The 17215-nt window shown below is 69.4% G+C and carries 22 protein-coding genes; 11 read left to right on the top strand and 11 right to left on the bottom strand.

From position 1 onward, the window contains the following. Positions 1–21: 21 nt before the first annotated feature. The 6 genes from ACLBKU_RS06975 to ACLBKU_RS06950 all read left to right on the top strand — a co-directional run bounded on the left by ACLBKU_RS06975 (position 22) and on the right by ACLBKU_RS06950 (position 5443). Positions 22–447, top strand: coding sequence for a Zn-ribbon domain-containing OB-fold protein (locus tag ACLBKU_RS06975; RefSeq protein WP_410178801.1), 426 nt, complete (start codon positions 22–24; stop codon positions 445–447). Continuing rightward, positions 444–1598, top strand: coding sequence for a thiolase family protein (locus ACLBKU_RS06970; RefSeq protein WP_410178800.1), 1155 nt, complete (start codon positions 444–446; stop codon positions 1596–1598). The genes ACLBKU_RS06975 and ACLBKU_RS06970 overlap by 4 nt, the downstream gene beginning before the upstream one ends. Next, positions 1595–2365 (top strand): SDR family NAD(P)-dependent oxidoreductase, encoded by a 771-nt coding sequence (locus ACLBKU_RS06965; RefSeq protein WP_410178799.1) that lies wholly within the window; start codon positions 1595–1597, stop codon positions 2363–2365. The genes ACLBKU_RS06970 and ACLBKU_RS06965 overlap by 4 nt, the downstream gene beginning before the upstream one ends. Positions 2366–2371: 6 nt before the next feature. Further along, positions 2372–3139, top strand: a complete 768-nt coding sequence (locus tag ACLBKU_RS06960; protein ID WP_410178798.1) for a ThuA domain-containing protein — start codon at positions 2372–2374, stop codon at positions 3137–3139. A 56-nt stretch (positions 3140–3195) separates the two neighbouring features. Continuing rightward, positions 3196–4404 carry an acyl-CoA dehydrogenase family protein gene (locus tag ACLBKU_RS06955; RefSeq protein ID WP_410178797.1) on the top strand — a complete coding sequence of 403 codons (1209 nt, stop codon included), beginning with the start codon at positions 3196–3198 and terminating at the stop codon, positions 4402–4404. A gap of 136 nt (positions 4405–4540) precedes the next feature. After that, positions 4541–5443: an SDR family oxidoreductase gene (locus ACLBKU_RS06950; RefSeq protein ID WP_410178796.1), complete on the top strand. Its 903-nt coding sequence runs from the start codon at positions 4541–4543 to the stop codon at positions 5441–5443. Here ACLBKU_RS06950 and kynU read toward each other — a convergent pair. The 6 genes from kynU to dksA form a co-directional block, all read right to left on the bottom strand. Then, entirely contained in the window at positions 5440–6663 is a 1224-nt protein-coding gene (gene kynU, locus ACLBKU_RS06945; protein ID WP_410178795.1) for a kynureninase, read from the bottom strand. The two genes, ACLBKU_RS06950 and kynU, sit on opposite strands and share 4 nt — an antisense overlap. After that, on the bottom strand, positions 6660–7451 hold the full coding sequence (locus ACLBKU_RS06940; protein ID WP_410178794.1) for a tryptophan 2,3-dioxygenase: 792 nt from the start codon (positions 7449–7451) through the stop codon (positions 6660–6662). Before ACLBKU_RS06940 ends, kynU begins: the two co-directional genes overlap by 4 nt. Before the next feature lie 35 nt (positions 7452–7486). Beyond that, positions 7487–7909, bottom strand: a complete 423-nt coding sequence (locus ACLBKU_RS06935) for a DUF4112 domain-containing protein (protein WP_410178793.1) — start codon at positions 7907–7909, stop codon at positions 7487–7489. Between the two features lie 5 nt (positions 7910–7914). Continuing rightward, complete coding sequence (locus ACLBKU_RS06930) at positions 7915–9384, bottom strand: ABC transporter substrate-binding protein (protein WP_410178792.1); 1470 nt, start codon at positions 9382–9384, stop codon at positions 7915–7917. A gap of 64 nt (positions 9385–9448) precedes the next feature. Further along, the gene (locus ACLBKU_RS06925) at positions 9449–9826 is read right to left on the bottom strand and encodes a PilZ domain-containing protein (RefSeq protein ID WP_410178791.1); all 378 of its coding nucleotides are present in this window, start codon (positions 9824–9826) and stop codon (positions 9449–9451) included. Between the two features lie 179 nt (positions 9827–10005). Beyond that, the gene (gene dksA, locus ACLBKU_RS06920; protein WP_410178790.1) at positions 10006–10464 is read right to left on the bottom strand and encodes an RNA polymerase-binding protein DksA; all 459 of its coding nucleotides are present in this window, start codon (positions 10462–10464) and stop codon (positions 10006–10008) included. Between the two features lie 264 nt (positions 10465–10728). On the opposite strand from dksA, the gene ACLBKU_RS06915 reads away from it, so the two are divergent. Beyond that, a complete protein-coding gene (locus tag ACLBKU_RS06915; protein WP_410178789.1) occupies positions 10729–11058 on the top strand; it encodes a hypothetical protein in 330 nt (109 codons plus the stop codon). Here ACLBKU_RS06915 and ACLBKU_RS06910 read toward each other — a convergent pair. From ACLBKU_RS06910 to ACLBKU_RS06890, 5 genes are read right to left on the bottom strand one after another with little or no spacing between them, the layout of a single operon-like run. Further along, positions 11055–12194, bottom strand: coding sequence for a GNAT family N-acetyltransferase (locus tag ACLBKU_RS06910; RefSeq protein ID WP_410178788.1), 1140 nt, complete (start codon positions 12192–12194; stop codon positions 11055–11057). The genes ACLBKU_RS06915 and ACLBKU_RS06910 overlap by 4 nt on opposite strands. Further along, the gene (locus tag ACLBKU_RS06905) at positions 12191–12919 is read right to left on the bottom strand and encodes a glycerophosphodiester phosphodiesterase family protein (protein WP_410178787.1); all 729 of its coding nucleotides are present in this window, start codon (positions 12917–12919) and stop codon (positions 12191–12193) included. The genes ACLBKU_RS06910 and ACLBKU_RS06905 overlap by 4 nt, the downstream gene beginning before the upstream one ends. Next, the gene (locus ACLBKU_RS06900; protein WP_410178786.1) at positions 12916–13371 is read right to left on the bottom strand and encodes a RidA family protein; all 456 of its coding nucleotides are present in this window, start codon (positions 13369–13371) and stop codon (positions 12916–12918) included. The genes ACLBKU_RS06905 and ACLBKU_RS06900 overlap by 4 nt, the downstream gene beginning before the upstream one ends. A gap of 4 nt (positions 13372–13375) precedes the next feature. Beyond that, positions 13376–13996: an HAD family hydrolase gene (locus tag ACLBKU_RS06895; RefSeq protein WP_410178785.1), complete on the bottom strand. Its 621-nt coding sequence runs from the start codon at positions 13994–13996 to the stop codon at positions 13376–13378. After that, a complete protein-coding gene (locus ACLBKU_RS06890; protein ID WP_410178784.1) occupies positions 13993–14202 on the bottom strand; it encodes a DUF3572 family protein in 210 nt (69 codons plus the stop codon). The genes ACLBKU_RS06895 and ACLBKU_RS06890 overlap by 4 nt, the downstream gene beginning before the upstream one ends. 121 nt (positions 14203–14323) lie before the next feature. On the opposite strand from ACLBKU_RS06890, the gene ACLBKU_RS06885 reads away from it, so the two are divergent. The 4 genes from ACLBKU_RS06885 (at position 14324) to spt (ending at position 17173) form a co-directional block, all read left to right on the top strand. After that, positions 14324–14686, top strand: a complete 363-nt coding sequence (locus ACLBKU_RS06885; protein ID WP_410178783.1) for a response regulator — start codon at positions 14324–14326, stop codon at positions 14684–14686. A 35-nt stretch (positions 14687–14721) separates the two neighbouring features. Next, positions 14722–15591 carry an alpha/beta hydrolase family protein gene (locus tag ACLBKU_RS06880; protein ID WP_410179010.1) on the top strand — a complete coding sequence of 290 codons (870 nt, stop codon included), beginning with the start codon at positions 14722–14724 and terminating at the stop codon, positions 15589–15591. A gap of 98 nt (positions 15592–15689) precedes the next feature. Further along, positions 15690–15932: an acyl carrier protein gene (locus ACLBKU_RS06875; RefSeq protein ID WP_410178782.1), complete on the top strand. Its 243-nt coding sequence runs from the start codon at positions 15690–15692 to the stop codon at positions 15930–15932. Between the two features lie 14 nt (positions 15933–15946). Beyond that, entirely contained in the window at positions 15947–17173 is a 1227-nt protein-coding gene (gene spt, locus ACLBKU_RS06870) for a serine palmitoyltransferase (protein WP_410178781.1), read from the top strand. Positions 17174–17215 lie beyond the last annotated feature (42 nt).

Below are 17215 nucleotides of genomic sequence, written 5' to 3'. Positions count from 1 at the left end.
CCGCGCCGGAGGGATTGAAAGATGGGCGAAAAGATCGACCCCAACCTGTGGAGCGACGGCCCCGAGCCGCACCTGATGGGCGGACGCCTGCCCTCGGGCGAAATCGTCTTCCCGATGCCGACGGGCGATGCGGCCGAGGGCGTCGAGCCCTACAGGCTCTCGCGCCGCGGCACGCTGTGGTCGTGGACGAGCCAAGGCTTCCTCCCTAAGGAACCCTACGAGGGCCCGGGCTCCGGACCCGGCGAAGGCCCGCCCGACTTCCGCCCCTATCTCCTCGGCTATGTCGAGCTGCCCGGCGAGGTGATCGTCGAGAGCCGGATCGAGGGCGCGCGGCTCGAGGACCTTTATCTCGGCATGGAGCTCGAATTCTGCATCGTGCCGTTCAACGCGCGCTACGACACCTTCGCCTTCCGTCCCGTCGCCCAAGCCAGGAGTGAGGCCGCATGAGCGAGAACGTCTACATCATCGGCGCCGGGATCCACCCCTTCGGCCGCACCGACAGCCGCACGGGCCGCGAGCAGGGCGTCTACGCCGTGCGCGAGGCGCTGAAGGACGCGGGGCTCGATTGGGCCGACGTCGAGTGCGCCTATGGCGGCTCGGCAGCGGCGGGCAATGCCGACATCATGGTCAACGAGCTCGGGCTGACCAGCCTCCCCTTCACCAACGTGGCGAACGGCTGCGCCACGGGCGGCAGCGCGCTCGCCGCCTCGCAGCAGGCGATCGCGAGCGGGATGTACGACCTCGCGCTCGCGGTCGGCTTCGACAAGCATCCGAGAGGCGCCTTCAACGCCAAGCCGTCGGACTATGGCCTCCCCGAATGGTACGGCCAGACGGGGATGATGCTGACCACGCAGTTCTTCGCGCTCAAGATCCAGCGCTACATGCAATTGCACGGCATCAGCCGCACGACGCTCGGCCGGGTGGCGGAGAAGGCGTTCCGCAACGGCACGATCACACCCCACGCCTGGCGTCGCAGCCCGGTCGATCTCGAGACGATCATGAACGCGCCGATGATCAACGACCCGCTCACCAAGTACATGTTCTGCTCGCCCGCAGAGGGCGCGGTGGCGCTGATCCTCGCGAGCGAGAAGAAGGTGCGCGAGCTGGGCGCCGACGGGGTCAAGATCCGTGCCGTGGCGGTGAAGACCCGGCCGCCGAACTCCTTCGAGGTGTTCCAGGCCGGGGTCAGCATCGAGGAGGGCGGCAAGCCCACCGTGCTCGCCAGCCAGGCCGCCTTCGAGAAGGCGGGGGTCGGCCCGGAGGACATCTCGGTCGCCCAGCTCCAGGACACCGAGAGCGGCGCCGAGATCATGCACATGGCCGAGAACGGCTTCTGCAAGGACGGCGAGCAGGAGGAATGGCTGGCGAACGGCTGGACCGAGATCCACGGCGGCAAGCTCCCCGTCAACACCGACGGCGGCTGCCTCGCCTGCGGGGAGCCGATCGGCGCCTCGGGCCTCAGACAGGTCTATGAAAACGTCACCCAGCTGCGCGGCCGCGCGGGTGAGCGGCAGGTGCCCGGGCGCCCGCGCTTCGGCTACTCACACGTCTATGGCGCCCCGGGCCTCTCCGGCGTCGCGATTCTGGAGCGCGAATGAGCCGGATGCAGGGCAAGGTCGCGCTCGTCTCGGGCGGCGCGGAGGGGATCGGGGCGGCGGTCGCGCGGCTGATCGTCGCCGAGGGCGGCAGCGTGATGCTCGGCGATGTGCAGCTCGAGAAGGCGCAGGCCCTCGCCGCCGAACTGGGCGAGCGCGCGGCGGCGACGCCGCTCGACGTGCGCGACCTCGCGCAGTGGGAGGCCGCCGTCGCAGCAACGCAGGCGAAGTTCGGCAAGCTCACCGTGCTGTGCAACATCGCCGGTATCTCCGAGCCGGGCAACGTCCCCGAAGGTGCGCTCGACGTCTGGGAGCGGACCATCGACATCAATCTCCACGGCCCCTTCTACGGCATGCGCGCCGCGATCCCCGCGATGGAGGCGAGCGGCGAGCCCTGCGCGATCGTCAACATCGGCTCGATGATCGCGCTGCGCCCGGCTGCTTTCGTCGCCGCTTACTCGGCCTCCAAGACGGGCCTCAGGGGCCTCACGCAATCGGTGGCTCTCGACCTCGCCGAGCGCGGCCTGCCGATCCGCGTCAACATGGTCCACCCCGGCGCGATCCGCACGCCGATGTACGAGCGCTACAAGTTCTCCGGCGCTGCCGACCCCGAGGCGATCGAGACCCAGTTCGCCGCCACCCACCCGATGAACCGCATCGGCGAGCCCGAGGAAGTGGCGCGCGCCGTCGTCTTCCTCGCCAGCGACGAGGCGAGTTTCACCACCGGCTGCGACCTCACCGTCGACGGCGGCGGGTCGATCAGGAGCTAGGACACAATGGCCGAACAACCCGCCACCCGTATCGACGCGCACTTCATCGCCGCGGGCAAGTATCACGACATCGACTACCCCCGGCTCGAGATCCTCAAGCTCCTCGCCGAGCACCCGCACATCCGCACCACGGTCGCCTGCGACTATTCGGGGCTCGAGCGGCTCGAGGCGTGCCGCTTCCTCATCACCTACACCTGCGATCTGATGCCGACCGAGGAACAGGCCGCGCAGCTCAAGGCCTGGCTCGACAAGGGCGGCAAGTGGATGGCGCTCCACGGCACCAACTCGATCCTCGTGTTCACCGCCGAGGGCCTCGTCGATGCCCCCGAGACCCGGCCCGACGTGATGGAGATGCTCGGCACCCAGTTCAAGGCGCACCCGCCGATCGGCAAGTTCCCGGTCGAGGTGGTCAACAAGGACCACGAGCTGACGCGCGGGATCGCCGACTTCGAGGTGGTGGACGAGCTCTACCTCTCCAGGACCACCGCCCCCATCGACACTCTCATGCAGACCACCTTCGAAGGCGAGGCGACCGGCTTCGTCGACGCGCAGTGGGACAAGACCACCGTGCCTATCGTTTATACGAGGGACATCGGCGCGGGCCGGATCGTATACAATGCCCTGGGCCATTGCCGCGGGCACTACGACCTCCCGGGCATGGCCGACTTCTACCCGCACAAGGAAATGTGCGCCTGGAACTACGACGTCTACTACGACCTGCTGCGGCGGACGATCGCATGGGCCCAAAGAGACGAAACGCGGGACGGGGATTGAAGCCGGGGCGGTCGGACGGCCGTACCGCAAGGGATCGCAACTGGGACTGACACGAAATGGACATGGACTTCTCCCCTGAGGACATCGCCTTCCGCGAGGAAGTGCGCGCGTTCCTCAAGGACAACCTGCCCGAGCGGCTGCGCGACGGCGCGCGCCGGACCCCGGGCGTGTTCGTCGAGCCCGATATCGGCATGGAGTGGCACCGCATCCTCTACCGGAAGGGCTGGGTCGCCCCCCACTGGCCGAAGGAGGACGGCGGCACGGGCTGGACCCCGACGCAGAAGTTCATCTTCGAGAAGGAATGCGCGCTGGCCGGCGCGCCCGCGCTCGCGATCCTCGGCCTCAGGCTCGTCGGCCCGGTGATCTGCGCCTTCGGCACGCCCGAGCAGAAGGCCCGCTTCCTGCCCGGCATCCTCTCGGGCGACGATTACTGGTGCCAGGGCTATTCCGAGCCGGGGAGCGGCTCGGACCTCGCCTCGCTGAAGACGAGCGCGCGGCTGGAGGGCGACGAATACGTCATCAACGGCTCCAAGATCTGGACCACCCACGCGCACCACGCCAACTGGATCTTCGCGCTCGTCCGCACCGACGCCAGCGTCAAGAAGCAGCAGGGGATCAGCTTCCTGCTCGTGCCGATGGACCAACCCGGGGTCGAGGTGACCCCGATCGTCTCGATGTCGGGCGACCACGAGGTCAACGCGGTGTTCTTCACCGAGGCGCGCACGCCCGTCGCGAACCGCATCGGCGAGGAAGGCCAGGGCTGGAGCATCGCCAAGTTCCTGCTCGAGAACGAGCGCGGCGGATCGTGCTTCGCCCCGCGCCTGCTCCAGTCGATCGACCGCCTCGAGCAGCTCGCCCGGACCCAGCCCTCGGGCGTCAACGGCGCGATCGCGCATGACCCGCGCTTCCGCGACCGGCTCGCCCGCGTGCGACTCGAGGCCGAGGCGCTGGAAGTGACCGAGCTGCGCATCCTCGCCGAGCTCGCCAAGGGCCACGCGCCGGGGCCGCAGACCTCGCTGGTCAAGCTGCTGAGCTCGAACATCGGCCAGCAGGTCGATACGCTGCGGCTCGAACTGCTCGGCCCCGACGCGCTGCAACTGCCGCTCGAGCGCCCGCTCTACGGCAACGAGGCGCCCGAGCCGGTCGGCAGCGAATATGCCCAGACCGCGATGGGCCGCTACCTCAACAACCGCGCGGCGACGATCTTCGGCGGCTCGGACGAGGTGCAGAAGAACATCATCGCGAAGACCGTGCTGGGGCTTTGAGGCCCGGCCACTTCGTCATTGCGAGCCGCCGTGAGGCGGCGCGGCAATCCATGGACTGACGTTGCGAGCGGGGCGGAAGGGCAGTCCATGGATTGCTTCGCTCCGCTCGCAATGACGAGAGGAGAGGACGCACACAATGGACGTATCGAAGCTGATGTTCCGCGAGGGCCTGATGGCGGGCGAGCGCATTCTTGTCACCGGCGGCGGCACCGGGCTCGGGCGCGAGATGGCGGAGGCCTTCCTGAAGCTCGGCGCGACCGTCTACATCTGCGGCCGCCGCCAGGGGAAGCTCGACGAGACCGCCGAGGAGCTGACGAAGCTGCACGGCGGGAAGATCGTCGGGATGGCCTGCGACATTCGTGACGCCGACGCAATCCACGCGATGGTCGACGCGATCTGGGCCGACGGCGGGGCGCTCACCGGCGTGGTCAACAACGCTGCCGGCAACTTCATCAGCCGCACCGAGGACCTCTCGGTCAACGGTTTCAACGCCATCGCCGACATCGTCATGCGCGGCACCTTCTACGTGACGCTCGACATCGGCAAGCGGTTGATCGCCGAGAAGAAGCGCGCGAGCTTCCTCTCGATCCTCACCACCTGGGTGTGGTCGGGCAGCGCCTTCGTGGTGCCGAGCGCGATGAGCAAGACCGCGATCAACGCCATGACCCAGAGCCTCGCCACCGAATGGGGCCGCTATGGGCTGAGGTTCAACGCCATTGCCCCGGGCCTCTTCCCGACCAAGGGCATGAGCGCGCGGCTCAATCCGGGCGGATCGGGCGGCAATTCGAACAATTCCATGAACCCGCTGGGCCGCGCGGGCGAGATGCACGAGCTCGCCAATCTCGCCGTGTTCCTGATGGGGCCGGGCGCAGAATATGTGAACGGGCAGACCATCGCCATCGACGGCGCGGGCTTCCAGGCGACCGGCGGGACCTTCTACCCGATGCTCCACGCATTAGGCGATGCCGAGTGGGAGCAGATGCGCGCGATGATCAAGGGCACCAACGAGAAGGACAAGGCGGAAAGAACGGTCGGCTAGGTCACGGCAGCGCGCCGGTTGAACTCGGCGGCCTGCCATTCGCCGGTCGCCAGCACCTCGGCGAGGTGGCGGGCGGCGGCGGCCATGTCGGCGAAGCTGAGATAGGCGGGCGCGAAGCCCAGCCGCAGCACGTCGGGCGCGCGGAAGTCGCCGATCACGCCCCGCGCGATCAGCGCCTGGCAGATCGCGTAGGCCTCCGGGTGGCGGAACGACAGTTGGCTCCCCCGCTCGTCGCTCCGCGCGGGGCTGACCAGCTCGAGGTCCACGCCGTGGGCCTTCAGGCAATCGAGGAAGAAGCTCGAGAGCGCCTGCGACTTCTCGTAGAGCCGCCCGACGCCGATTTCGGCGATCAGGTCGACCCCGATTTCCAGCGCGGCCAGCCCGAGCACCGGCGGAGTGCCGCACTGCATCCGCGCGATGCCCGGCGCGCCCTCGTAGTCGTCGGAGAAGGCGAAAGGCGCGGCGTGGCCGAACCAGCCGGTGAGCGGCTGCTGGAGGTCTGCTTGGTGCCGCTCGGCGACGAAGGCGAACGCCGGGGCGCCGGGCCCGCCGCACAGGTACTTGTAGCCGCAGCCAACCGCGAAATCCGCGCCCGCCGCATTCAGGTCGACCGGCAGCGCCCCGGTCGAGTGCGACAGGTCCCACAGCACCAGTGCCCCCGCCTCGTGCGCCGCGCGGGTCAGCGCAGCCATGTCGTGCAGCGCACCGGTCTTGAAGTGGACATGGGTGAGCAGCAGCAGCGCAACCTCGCCGTCCAGCGCCTCGGCCAGCCGCTCGCGCTCCGCCAGCCGGCGCTCCGCAAGCCCCTGTGCCTCGAGTCCTGCGATCATGTAGAGGTCGGTCGGGAAGTTGCCGGGCTCCGACAGCACCACCTTGCGGCCTGGACGCATGGCGAGGGCCGCGGCGATCAGCTTGAAGAGGTTCACGCTGGTCGAATCGCAGGCGATCACCTCGTGGGGGGCAGCCCCGATCAGAGGTGCGATCTTGGCACCGACCCGGGCGGGCGCCTCGAACCAGCCCGCATCGTTCCACGAGCGGATCAGACCCCCGCCCCAAGCCTCCCGAAGCTCCCTCGACACCCCCTCCAAGGTGGCCCTAGGCAGGGCTCCGAGTGAGTTTCCGTCCAGATAGATGACGTTTTCGGGCAAGATGAAGCGCTCGCGATACCCCGCCAGCGGATCGGCAGCGTCGAACTCGGCGGCGCGTTGGTCGGGGGTCATATCGCGGTCCTCACGCTGAGGAGCTCGGGGAAGAAGGCCTGCTTCAGGACGCCTTCGAGATAGGGCACCCCGGCGGTCCCCCCGGTGCCCCGCTTGAAGCCGATGATCCGCTCCACGGTCTTGAGGTGCCCGAAGCGCCAGCGTTGGAAATGGTATTCGAGATCGACGAGTTTCTCGGCGAATTCATACAGGTCCCAGTGGCTCTGCGGGTCGCGGTAGATCGCCGCCCACGCCGCCTCGACGCTGGCGTCGGGGGCGTAGGGCGCGGTCAGATCGCGCTCCAGCACGCCCGCATCGATCGCGAATCCACGCCGCGCGAGCAGCCGGATCGCGGCGTCGTAGAGGCTCGCCCGCCCCGCTTCCGCCTCGAGCCGCCCGGCCCAGTCGGCGTTGGACTTGTGTAGGCGAACATGCTTCCTGTCGCGCCCGCCGAGCATGAATTCCATCATCCGGTACTGCGCCGACTGGAACCCGCTCGAGGGGCCGAGGTGCGGGCGGATCGCCGAGTAGTCGTGCGGGGTCATGGTGCTGAGCACGTCCCAGCTCTGGATCAGCTGCTGCTGCGCCCGCGCCACCCGCGCGAGCATCTTGAAGGCCGGGCGCAGGTCGTCGGCCTCGATGCACTCGCGCGCGCCGGTCAGCTCGTGGAGGCACAGCTTGAGCCACAGCTCGCTCGCCTGGTGGACGATGATGAAGAGCAGCTCGTCATGGGCATCCGAGGCGGGATGCTGGGCCGCGAGGATGCGGCCAAGATCGAGGTAGCTCGCGTAGGTGACATCGGCGCTCATGTCCCGCCCCTAGCGCGCGCGAGCCCGCGAGGAAACTACCCCTCGATCACCCGTGTCTCGGGGTGGTGCTTGTCGAGATGGCGGAGCAGGATCCCGAGGTTCCGCGAGTTCGAGCGGAACAGCAGGTCCGCGGCGTCGCCCACCAGCGGGATCGCGCCGATCGCGGTGTCGAACAGCACGTTCGCCCCCATCCGCGCGAGCTTCCATTTCGGCAGGCCGAGGTTCCTCGCCTCCCAGACGATGTAGGCGCCCATCGCTGCGGTGACGACCTCGCCCAGCACCGGCACGAGGCCGACCAGCGCGTCGAGACCGACGGGCACGCCCAAGCCGGGAATGGTGAAACTGCGCTCGAGCAGCTTCTCCATCGCGGTCACCCGCGCGCGCACCGAAACGGCGTCGGTGCCGGTCGGCACGGTGAGGCCCAGGGGACGGGCGCGGCGCGAATTGGTCGTGTCCATGGGCCTCATGTGGTGGGCTGGGAGAGCGGGAACAAGGGGTGGAAGGCCCAGCCGTTCGCGAGGTAGTTGCGCAGCGACGCCCGCACCAGCGACCAGCGCACGGGAGCGCCGAGGGGGATGTAGACCTCGCGCTCGACCAGCGAGGCATGGGCCTCGACCAGCAGCCGCTCGCGCGTGGCCGGATCGCGCTCGGTCAGCGACCACCGCACCAGCTTGTCGGCCGCCGGGTCGCACAGCCCTTGCCCGAGGGTGCAGTTGAACTGGTTGAGATACCACAGCGGCGAGCCGTAGCGGGCGAGCGTGTCGCGCAGCTCGAGATCGGCCGCTTCGCCGCGCCGCGCGCGCCGCACGCCGACGCCGATCGCGCCCCAGTCCTCGGCGAGCCGCTCGAGCAGGAGGTCGCTCCCCGGGCCGTCGGGAAGGGCGAGCGTGACGATCGCCTCGCGACCCGGCCCGGCCCAGGCACGGATGCGCCCGGCAGCGACCGCGCGGCGTTCGGCGAGCGAGGCGCCGTTCCAGCGGTCCGCAGCGTAGGGAGGTTCGGGGTAGGCCTGGGGCGGGACGATCCAGGTGCTCTCGCGCCAGCCGCTGATCCCGAAGCTGCCGATCAGCGCGCCCCGGTCGATCGCCATCGACAGCGCCTCGCGCCGCGCCGGGTCGGCGAGCAGGCCGGTCTCGCGGCGCACGGCGAGGCCGAGCAGGCCGATAGCCGGATCGACCTGGATCGTTCCGCGCGACAGCGGACCGGCCTCGGCCTGCGGGAAGTCCACGAGCGTTCCGCCGAGCACCAGGTCGACGTCCCCGCGCGAGAAGGCGGCGACCGCCTCGCCGACCGGTGCGGCGCGCACCGCGACGGGACGGGCGAGCTCCTCCCAGTCCTCGCGCGCCGGCAGTCCGCGGGCTTCCGGCGGGAGCGCGGTGAGGCGCAGGATGCCACGATCCTTGCCCTTCCCGCGCGCCAGCGTCATCGGCCCGGTGCCGCGGCCAGCCTTGGCGAACCCGAGTTCGGGCTGGGCGAGCAGGCGCAGGAGATCGGGCATCGGCGCGGTGAGCCGCACCTCGACCACCCGTCCGGTCATCGCCCGGATGTCGCGCACCGCGGCGAGGTCGAGCCCGAGCGATGTGCCGCGCACCCGGCCGATCGCGTCGCGCAGCTGCTGGCGGACGTCGTTAGCGGTGATCTCCCCGCCGCCCGGCCAGGTGGTGTCGCGCAGGCGGAAAATGTAGCTCAGCCCGTCGTCGGTGACGATCCAGCGCTCGGCGAGGGCGGGCACGACCTGCCCCGCCTGGTCGAGCGCGACGAGCCCTTCGCGGGTCGCGGCGCGGATTTGCTGGGCCGGGGGGGCGAGGCGCACGCCCTGCTGGAGGAGACTGTCGGGCGCGCCGATCACCGCGACGTCGACCGGCCCGTCGGCATCCGAGGCGCCGCAGGACGCAAGGGCCGGGACAGCGAGCAGGAGCAGCCAGAATCGCATCGGCCACGAGCCCTAGCAGGTCGCGCGGCGCAGGTCAGCTTGTCGTGGAGCGCGTCGGGGAAGATCAGATCTTGCGGAGCTGGCTCGGATGCGGCGGAGGCGGGGCGCGGTGGGCGCGGGAAGGCACGATGAGCGCAGAGGTTGGGTCGTCCGAGGTCTGGAGCGGGCGGCGCGCCTTCTGTGAATCGATTTCCTCGTCGAAGGCGACGCCGAAGCGGTTGTCCTGCACCCAGGCGACGGTGCCGCCGACGCTGCCGATGTGGCGCAGCTCGACCGCGACGCGGTGCCCGCGTTGCACGCGCAGCGGGCCCTCGCCCATCATGCCGCCGTCGGAGAGATTGCGGACCCGGACGCGATGAACCTCCGCGCCCTGTTCGATGCGGATGTCAGCCAGCAGAAACAGGCTGTCGCGCGCGACGCTGCGTGTTTCAACCCCCGTCATGCGCCGATCGTCTCCTCGAGCCGAACTGGATGTTTGCCCCACTCATGCCGGAGGCAGGTGCCGGCATGCGCGGGAACGATGCTTCATCGCGGTAAACAAGCGGTTAAGCGCGTGGCCCGAAGAGCCTGCTTGTTGCAAACTGTCCCGCCGCGGCACGGTTTCCCGCGCGGCGGTTACGCTCAATCGTCCCGCGAGACCTTCTCGCGGCGCTCGTGGGCTTCCTGCGCCTCGACGGTCATGGTGGCGACCGGGCGGGCGATCAGGCGCCGCAGGCCGATCGGGTCGCCGGTCACCTCGCAATAGCCGTATTCGCCCGAATCGATGCGGCGCAGCGCGGCGTCGATCTTGGCAACGAGCTTGCGCTGGCGGTCGCGGGTGCGCAGTTCGATGCCCCAGTCGGTCTCGCTCGAGGCGCGGTCGGTGAGGTCCGCCTCGCGGATCGGCCCGTCCTGGAGCGACTGGAGGGTCTGCCCCGCGGCCGAGTGAATCGAGCGCTTCCACTCGATCAGCAGCATCCGGAAATAGGCCTGCTGGCGCTCGCTCATGTACTCCTCGTCGTCGCTCGGCACGTAGTCCGGCGCGAGGAGGCGCTTGGCTTTCTCGAGAATATCAATGTCGTCAGACGCGGTGGTTGGCATCAAGCTCTCATCCCATGAGTTGCCGGGCAGACCATCGCGTCCTGACGCCTGAATCTTTTCATTGGCTCACTTGGTCCCAGCAAGCGGAAAGCAACGCGCCGCCTATAGGCAAGCCCCCTGAGGCGCACAAGCAGCTTTGGCGAAGCGCCGGGGACAATCGCGCAGGCGTTAATCGCGTTAACCAATTATTGACCATGAATGCCGCACTTCTCGGGTCATGGAGGGGCGCCCGAGGGGGCGACCGGACAGATCGGGGGAAGACCAATGACCATCATCGCGCTCAATGCGACATCGGTGAATGTTTCACGTGAAACACCGGAGGAAAGCCTGCTTGGCGCCTGGCTGGCCGAGGCTGGACGGGGACAGGCGGGGGCCTGCTTCGACCTGGGGGTGGCTTTCTCGACCGGTAGCAACGGCGCGCCCTGCGACCTCATCGAGGCGCACAAGTGGTTCAACCTCGCCGCCGCGCGCGGCCACGAGGAAGCCGCGCATTGCCGCGCCGACATCGCCGAGGAGATGACCGCGCGCGAGATCGCCGAGGCCCAGCGCCGCGCCCGCCAGTGGCTCGCCGAGGGCCGGCTGCGCGCCGCCTAATCGCCTTTCCGGAACGGCGTGCGGCTGCCGAGGTAGAGCTGGTCGCTCGCCACCCCGGCGCGCTCGCGCTCGAGGAAGTCCGCCACCGCCGCGCGAAACCCCGGATCGGCAATCCAGTGCGCCGACCAGGTCTGCACCGGCTCGTAGCCGCGGGCGAGCTTGTGCCCGCCCTGCGCCCCGGCCTCGACCCGCGCGAGCCCGCGTGCGATCGCGATGTCGATCGCCTGGTAGTAGCACAGCTCGAAATGCAGGAAGCGGACCTCGCGCGTGCAGCCCCAATAGCGCCCGTAGAGCGCATCCTTCCCGACGAAGTTCAGCGCCCCCGCGATCGGCTCCGCGCCGTCATAGGCGAGGATCAGCACGATCCGCTCGCCCATCCGCTCGCCCAGCAGGCTGAACGCCTCGCGGGTGAGGTAGGGGCTCCCCCATTTGCGCGCGCCGGTGTCCTGGTAGAACACCCAGAAGGCGTCCCAGTGCGCCTCGCGGATCTCCGCGCCGGTGAGGTGCCGGATCGTCAGGCCCTGGGTGGCCGCCGCGCGCTCCTTCCTGAGGTCCTTGCGCTTGCGCGACGACAGCGCGCCGAGGAAGTCCTCGAAGCTCGCATAGTCGCGGTTGAACCAGTGGAACTGGATGTCGGCGCGCGGCATCCAGCCGCCGGCCTCGAACAGCGGGAGCTGCGCGGGGTCGATGAAGGTCGCATGGGCCGAGGACAGCTTGTTCTGGAGGCACACCGCCTCGGCACCCTTGAGGAGGTGCGGCGCGAGGGCCTCGTCGGAGAGCAGCAGCCGCGGGCCGGTCGCCGGGGTGAAGGGCGCGGCGACCTGGAGCTTGGGGTAGTAGCGCCCGCCGGCGCGGTGCCAGGCATCGGCCCATGCGTGGTCGAAGACATATTCGCCCTGCGAGTGCCCCTTGGCATAGGCGGGCAGCGCGCCGAGCAGCTTCCCCTGCGCATCGGTGATCGCGATCGGCGCAGGCTCCCAGCCGGTGCCGGGGCCGACGCTGCCGGAGTCCTCCATCGCGGTGAGGAATTCATGGGAGACGAAGGGATTGTCGTTTCCGCCGAGCGCGTTCCACGCGTCCGCGTCGAAGGCGCCGACCGAGGCGGCGATGCGGACGGTAAGCTCGCGGTCACTCACGCGAGGCCATCTCCTTCCGCAATCAGCGCGTCGGCATGGGCGAGGCCCGCCGCGCGGGTCTCGGGCGAGCGGACGGTCCAGGTGAGCAGCGGCCTGCACCCTGCGCGCCATGCGGCGGCCTCGGGAAAGCCGAGGTCGCGCACGTCGATGGCGAGGAAGTCGGGCTGCGCGGCGGCGAGCACCTCGGGCCTGCGCCACGCACCCTCGAAGCCGTTCTCGTGGCTATCGGTGCCGACCAGCCCGCGGGCAGTGTGCGAGGCGTTGGCCGCGAACCATTCCGGCACGCGCGGGTCGAAGCTCATAACCGCAACGGCGCCCTCATATTCTTCGAGCGCGGCGGCGACGGCGCGGCAGGAGCGGACCACGTCGTAGCCGGGGAGCGACTTCACCTCAATCAGCAGCGGCACCCTTCCGGCGATGGCTGCGAGGAACTCGGCCAGCCGCGGCGGGTGCTGGTCCGTACCGAGCAGGTGCAGCGCCGCCAGCGCCTCGGCACTCTGCGCACCGACCCTGCCTTGCGTTCCGGTCAGCCGCGGCAGGTCCCAGTCGTGGAACACCAGCGGCACCCCGTCGGCGCTCATCTGGATGTCGCACTCGATCCCCATCCCCCGCACGATCGCGCCCTCGGCGGCGGCGAGCGAGTTCTCGGGCACGCCGTCGCGATGCAGCCCCCGGTGGGCGAATTCCCACTGCGTCAGCCAGCCGGGCACCTCGCGTCCGCTCATGCCTTCAGGGCGACCACCGCATCGACCTCGACCGCCGCGCCGCGCGGCAGGGCGGGGACGCCGACGGCGGCGCGCGCGTGCTTGCCCGCGTCACCGAACACCTGCTCCATCAAGTCCGAGGCGCCGTTCGCGACCTCGGGCTGGTCGGTGAAATCGGCCGTGCAGTTGATGAATGCGCCGAGCTTGACGATCCGCTCGACCTTCTCGAGCAGGCCCGCCGCTTCCAGTTGTGCGACGATCATCAGCCCGCAGGCCCGCGCCGCCGCCTGTCCCGCCTCGACCGAGACGTCGTCCCCGAGCCGTCCCTTGACCACCTGGCCGTCGACGAAGGGGAGCTGGCCCGAGACATGGGCGAAGCCGCCATGCACCACGACGGGCACGTAGCTCGCGACGGGCGCGGCGGCCTTGGGCAGGGTGATGCCGAGTTCGGCGAGACGGGCAGCGACGGTCATTCTCTCAGTCCTCCAGTTGGGCAAGCAGCCACGGCAGCGCCTCGTCCCAGCGGTCGATCCGCGAATGGGCGTGGCCGGCCTTGTGGGCGCAATCGATGGCGTGGGCGATCATCGGCTCGCCGCACAGGTGGAGCCGGGTCACGTCGGGAAGGATTTCGGCGACCGAGGCATGGTGCTGGGCGAGGTCGTCGATGAACAGCGCCTTGGTGGGGGCATATTCCTCGATGATCGCCTTGAGAGCCGGGCCCTTGGGGCCCTGGTTGGTGAACACCCGGGCGTTGATCCCGACCTTGGCGAGCTGCTCGGCGCGCGCGTCGCGGTGGTGGTCGACGAGGTTGGTGAGGATCACCACGTCGGCCTTCTCGGCAAGGGTGTTGATCCCCTCGACCGCGCCGGCGATCGGCGCTTGCGAATCCATCTGCGTGTCGAAGAAGCTCCGCAGCATCCGCCAGACATCGGGCGGGGCGAGCAGTTCGCCCGATTCCTGCCAGCGCAGCGCCTCGGCGAAGTTGTGGCCCTCGAGCCGGAACGAAACGCCCCGCGAGGTCTCGAGCCAGGTCTTGAAGGGCGCGACCATGTGGAGGAGCACCTCGTCGCAGTCGCTGATGATGAGGGGGCGGGTCATGCTTGCAGAGCGTCCTTGGCGGCGACCAGTTCCTCCGGGGTGACGGCGAGCGCCTCGGCGGCGCGGATCAGGTCGGGTTCGTGATTGGCGAGGAATTCGAGCGCGCTGGCGAGGACAAGCGGGTCGCCCAGGCCAGCACGCAGGGAATCGGGATCGAGCCCGGTGAGTTCAAGGTAGCGCTGCGCCCTGTCCTCGCACTCCAGCACCCAGCCGAGCGCCGCGAGCGCGAGGGTCTGCGGGCCTTGCGGTTCGGTTAGGGGGCGAAGCGGGATTGTCCTGTCCTTCGGCTGGGGCTAGTTAACGGATGGGTCGCAAGCGGGGCGTTCAGTGACAAAGCGGATCATGGTTGTCGAGGACAATGACCTCAACCGGAAATTGTTCTGCGACGTGCTCAAGGCGAACGGCTTCGAGGTCGAGCCGGTGGCGGAGGGGCACAAGGTGCTCGACACCGCGCGCAGCGTCGTGCCCGATCTCATCATCATGGACATCCAGCTGGGCGGGATCTCGGGCGTCGACCTGATCGAGGCGGCGAAGCGCGATCGGCGGCTCTCGGGAATCCCGGTGCTGGCGGTGACCGCCTTCGCGGCCAAGGGCGACGAGGAGCGCATCCGCGCCGCCGGGGCGGAGGGGTATCTCGCGAAGCCCGTCTCGATCGGTCCCTTCATGAGCGCGGTGAACGCGCTGGTCTGAGCGGCCCTGTTTTCTCCGAGGAGGCAAGCTTGCGCGTGATCCCGATGCTGCTGGCGCTCGCCGCCGCCCTTCCCGCAGCGGCGCAGGTGCCGATCCCCCCGGCGGTGATCTCCGATCCCGTCCCTGATAAGGCTCACCCCGCCGGGACCGTCGCCTTCTCGCTCCCGACGAACGGCGAGGAGGTCAATGCGGTGATGTTCACCGCCGCCGGTGCGGGGGCGCACCCGACGGTGATCGTGCTCCACGGCTGGCCCGGCAACGAGAGAAACCTCGACATCGCCCGCTCCGCCCAGCGCGCCGGCTGGAACGCGCTGACCTTCAGCTATCGCGGCGCCTGGGGGAGCCCCGGCAGCTGGAGCTTCGCGCACTGCATCGAGGACACCGAGGCGGCGCTCGCCCACCTGCGCCGTCCGGAGGTGGCGAAGCGGTTCGGGATCGATCCCGCGCGGATCGCGGTGGTCGGGCACAGCCTCGGCGGATGGCTCGCCGTGCGCCTCGCCGCGACGGACCGGCGGCTGATCGGCGCGGCGGCAATCTCCGCGCCGGACATGGGCGCCTTCGGGATCGCCGCCGCGAAGGACCGCGCCGCCGCCCTCCCGATCGCGGCCGGCAACACGCGCGCCCTCGCCGGGAGCACTCCTGACCTCGCCATCGACGAGCTCGCCGCGCGCGGACCGGGGTGGACCTTCGCGACGATGCTGCCGGGTCTCGAGGGGCAACGCCTGATGGTGCTCGGCTCCGACGACCCGTGGCGCGACGTCGCCGCGCAGCTCGCGAAGGATGCCGCCGCCGCCGGCGCGCGCGTCGACTACACGCATGTCGATACCGATCACGCCTGGTCCGACCGCCGCATCCTGCTCCAGGCGCTGGTGATCAACTGGCTGGAATCGCTGCACACCCGCTGACCGCGCCCCCGCTCCGATGCGCCCGGCGCTTGACATTCCGGCCCATCCGCCGCTTTGCACGGCGAGCCCCATTCCGACCTGCCAGAAGGCCCACGCCCATGACCCCCGCCGACGTCGACGCCCGCATCCGCGATCTTGTCGCGCCCTTCAACAAGAAGGGCATTGCCATCGAGGACGCCACCACCTTCGCCGGCGACCTCGAGTTCGACAGCCTCACCGTGATGGACTTCGTCGCCGAAATCGAGGACGCCTTCGACGTCATCATCTCGATGAACCAGCAGGCCGAGATCGAAAACTGGGGCCAGCTCGTCGCGGCGGTGCACAAGCTGCAGGATAGCTGATAAGGGCCCTGGCCATGACCGATACGCTCACCGCCGCCGCACCCGTCGACCTGCTGGCGAAGTTCGATCCGATCATCCAGACCCGCGAGCAGCTGCTCGCCGCCGGGGTGGAGGATCCCTTCAACCTCGTGATGGAGCAGGTGCTCTCGCCGACCCGGGCGATCTGCAACGGGCGCGACACGATCCTGCTCGGCACCTACAACTACATGGGCATGACCTTCGACCCCGACGTGATCGCGGCGGGCAAGGCGGCGATGGAGGACTTCGGGGCGGGCACCACCGGCAGCCGCGTCCTCAACGGCACCTTCCGCGACCACCGCGACGTGGAAGCCGCGCTGCGCGAGTTCTACGCGATGGACCACGCGATGGTCTTCTCGACCGGCTACCAGGCCAATCTCGGGGTGATCTCGACCCTCGCCGGCAAGGGCGACTACATCATCCTCGACATCGACAGCCACGCCTCGATCTACGATGGCTGCGCGATGGGCCGCGCCGAGGTCGTGCCCTTCAAGCACAACGACGTCGACGCGCTCGAGAAGCGGTTGAAGCGCATCCCCGAAGGCGCGGGCAAGCTGGTGGTGCTCGAAGGCGTCTACTCGATGCTCGGCGACGTCGCTCCCTTGAAGGAGATGGTCCGCATCGCCAAGGCGCACGGGGCGATGGTGCTGGTCGACGAGGCGCACTCGATGGGCTTCATCGGCGAGCACGGCCGCGGCGTCGCCGAGGACCAGGGCGTGATCGACGACGTCGACTTCATCATCGGCACCTTCTCGAAGAGCGTCGGCACGGTCGGAGGCTTCTGCGTCTCGAACCACCCCAAGTTCGAGGTGATGCGCCTGGTGTGCCGCCCCTACGTCTTCACCGCCGCGCTCCCGCCCGCGGTGATGGCGTCCTCGGCGACCTCGATCCGCAAGCTGATGCACAACGGCAACAAGCGCGCGCACCTGTGGGAGAACAGCCGCACGCTGCACAAGGGCCTGATCGACCTCGGCTTCAAGCTCGGCACCGGGACTCCGCAAAGCGCGATCATCGCGGTGATCATGCCCGATCTCGAGCGCGGGGCGATGATGTGGGAGGCGCTCCTGAAGGAGGGTCTCTACGTCAACCTCGCGCGGCCCCCGGCGACGCCCGCGGGCATGACCCTGCTGCGCTGCTCGCTGTGCGCGGAGCACTCGTCCGAGCAGGTCCAGACCATCCTCGGCATGTTCGAGCGCGCCGGGAAAGCGATCGGGATCATCTGATTATCTCGATCGATAGACAACTGTCTTTCGCAGCGACACCTG

The organism is Erythrobacter sp. NE805 (assembly GCF_046452355.1).
Lineage (GTDB): Bacteria > Pseudomonadota > Alphaproteobacteria > Sphingomonadales > Sphingomonadaceae > Erythrobacter.
Note: the sequence above shows the minus strand (reverse complement) of the source record. Positions and strands in the feature narration are given on the sequence as shown.

Coding starts and splice junctions, on each gene's coding strand:
- kynU (WP_410178795.1), bottom strand. CDS start 6,663: ATGACCCCCGACCAACGCGCCGCCGAGTTCGACGCTGCCGATCCGCTG.
- ACLBKU_RS06940 (WP_410178794.1), bottom strand. CDS start 7,451: ATGAGCGCCGATGTCACCTACGCGAGCTACCTCGATCTTGGCCGCATC.
- ACLBKU_RS06905 (WP_410178787.1), bottom strand. CDS start 12,919: ATGAGCGGACGCGAGGTGCCCGGCTGGCTGACGCAGTGGGAATTCGCC.
- ACLBKU_RS06970 (WP_410178800.1), top strand. CDS start 444: ATGAGCGAGAACGTCTACATCATCGGCGCCGGGATCCACCCCTTCGGC.
- ACLBKU_RS06960 (WP_410178798.1), top strand. CDS start 2,372: ATGGCCGAACAACCCGCCACCCGTATCGACGCGCACTTCATCGCCGCG.
- ACLBKU_RS06965 (WP_410178799.1), top strand. CDS start 1,595: ATGAGCCGGATGCAGGGCAAGGTCGCGCTCGTCTCGGGCGGCGCGGAG.
- ACLBKU_RS06900 (WP_410178786.1), bottom strand. CDS start 13,371: ATGACCGTCGCTGCCCGTCTCGCCGAACTCGGCATCACCCTGCCCAAG.
- ACLBKU_RS06875 (WP_410178782.1), top strand. CDS start 15,690: ATGACCCCCGCCGACGTCGACGCCCGCATCCGCGATCTTGTCGCGCCC.
- ACLBKU_RS06925 (WP_410178791.1), bottom strand. CDS start 9,826: ATGACGGGGGTTGAAACACGCAGCGTCGCGCGCGACAGCCTGTTTCTG.
- ACLBKU_RS06930 (WP_410178792.1), bottom strand. CDS start 9,384: ATGCGATTCTGGCTGCTCCTGCTCGCTGTCCCGGCCCTTGCGTCCTGC.
- dksA (WP_410178790.1), bottom strand. CDS start 10,464: ATGCCAACCACCGCGTCTGACGACATTGATATTCTCGAGAAAGCCAAG.
- ACLBKU_RS06935 (WP_410178793.1), bottom strand. CDS start 7,909: ATGGACACGACCAATTCGCGCCGCGCCCGTCCCCTGGGCCTCACCGTG.
- spt (WP_410178781.1), top strand. CDS start 15,947: ATGACCGATACGCTCACCGCCGCCGCACCCGTCGACCTGCTGGCGAAG.
- ACLBKU_RS06975 (WP_410178801.1), top strand. CDS start 22: ATGGGCGAAAAGATCGACCCCAACCTGTGGAGCGACGGCCCCGAGCCG.
- ACLBKU_RS06950 (WP_410178796.1), top strand. CDS start 4,541: ATGGACGTATCGAAGCTGATGTTCCGCGAGGGCCTGATGGCGGGCGAG.
- ACLBKU_RS06895 (WP_410178785.1), bottom strand. CDS start 13,996: ATGACCCGCCCCCTCATCATCAGCGACTGCGACGAGGTGCTCCTCCAC.
- ACLBKU_RS06955 (WP_410178797.1), top strand. CDS start 3,196: ATGGACATGGACTTCTCCCCTGAGGACATCGCCTTCCGCGAGGAAGTG.
- ACLBKU_RS06915 (WP_410178789.1), top strand. CDS start 10,729: ATGACCATCATCGCGCTCAATGCGACATCGGTGAATGTTTCACGTGAA.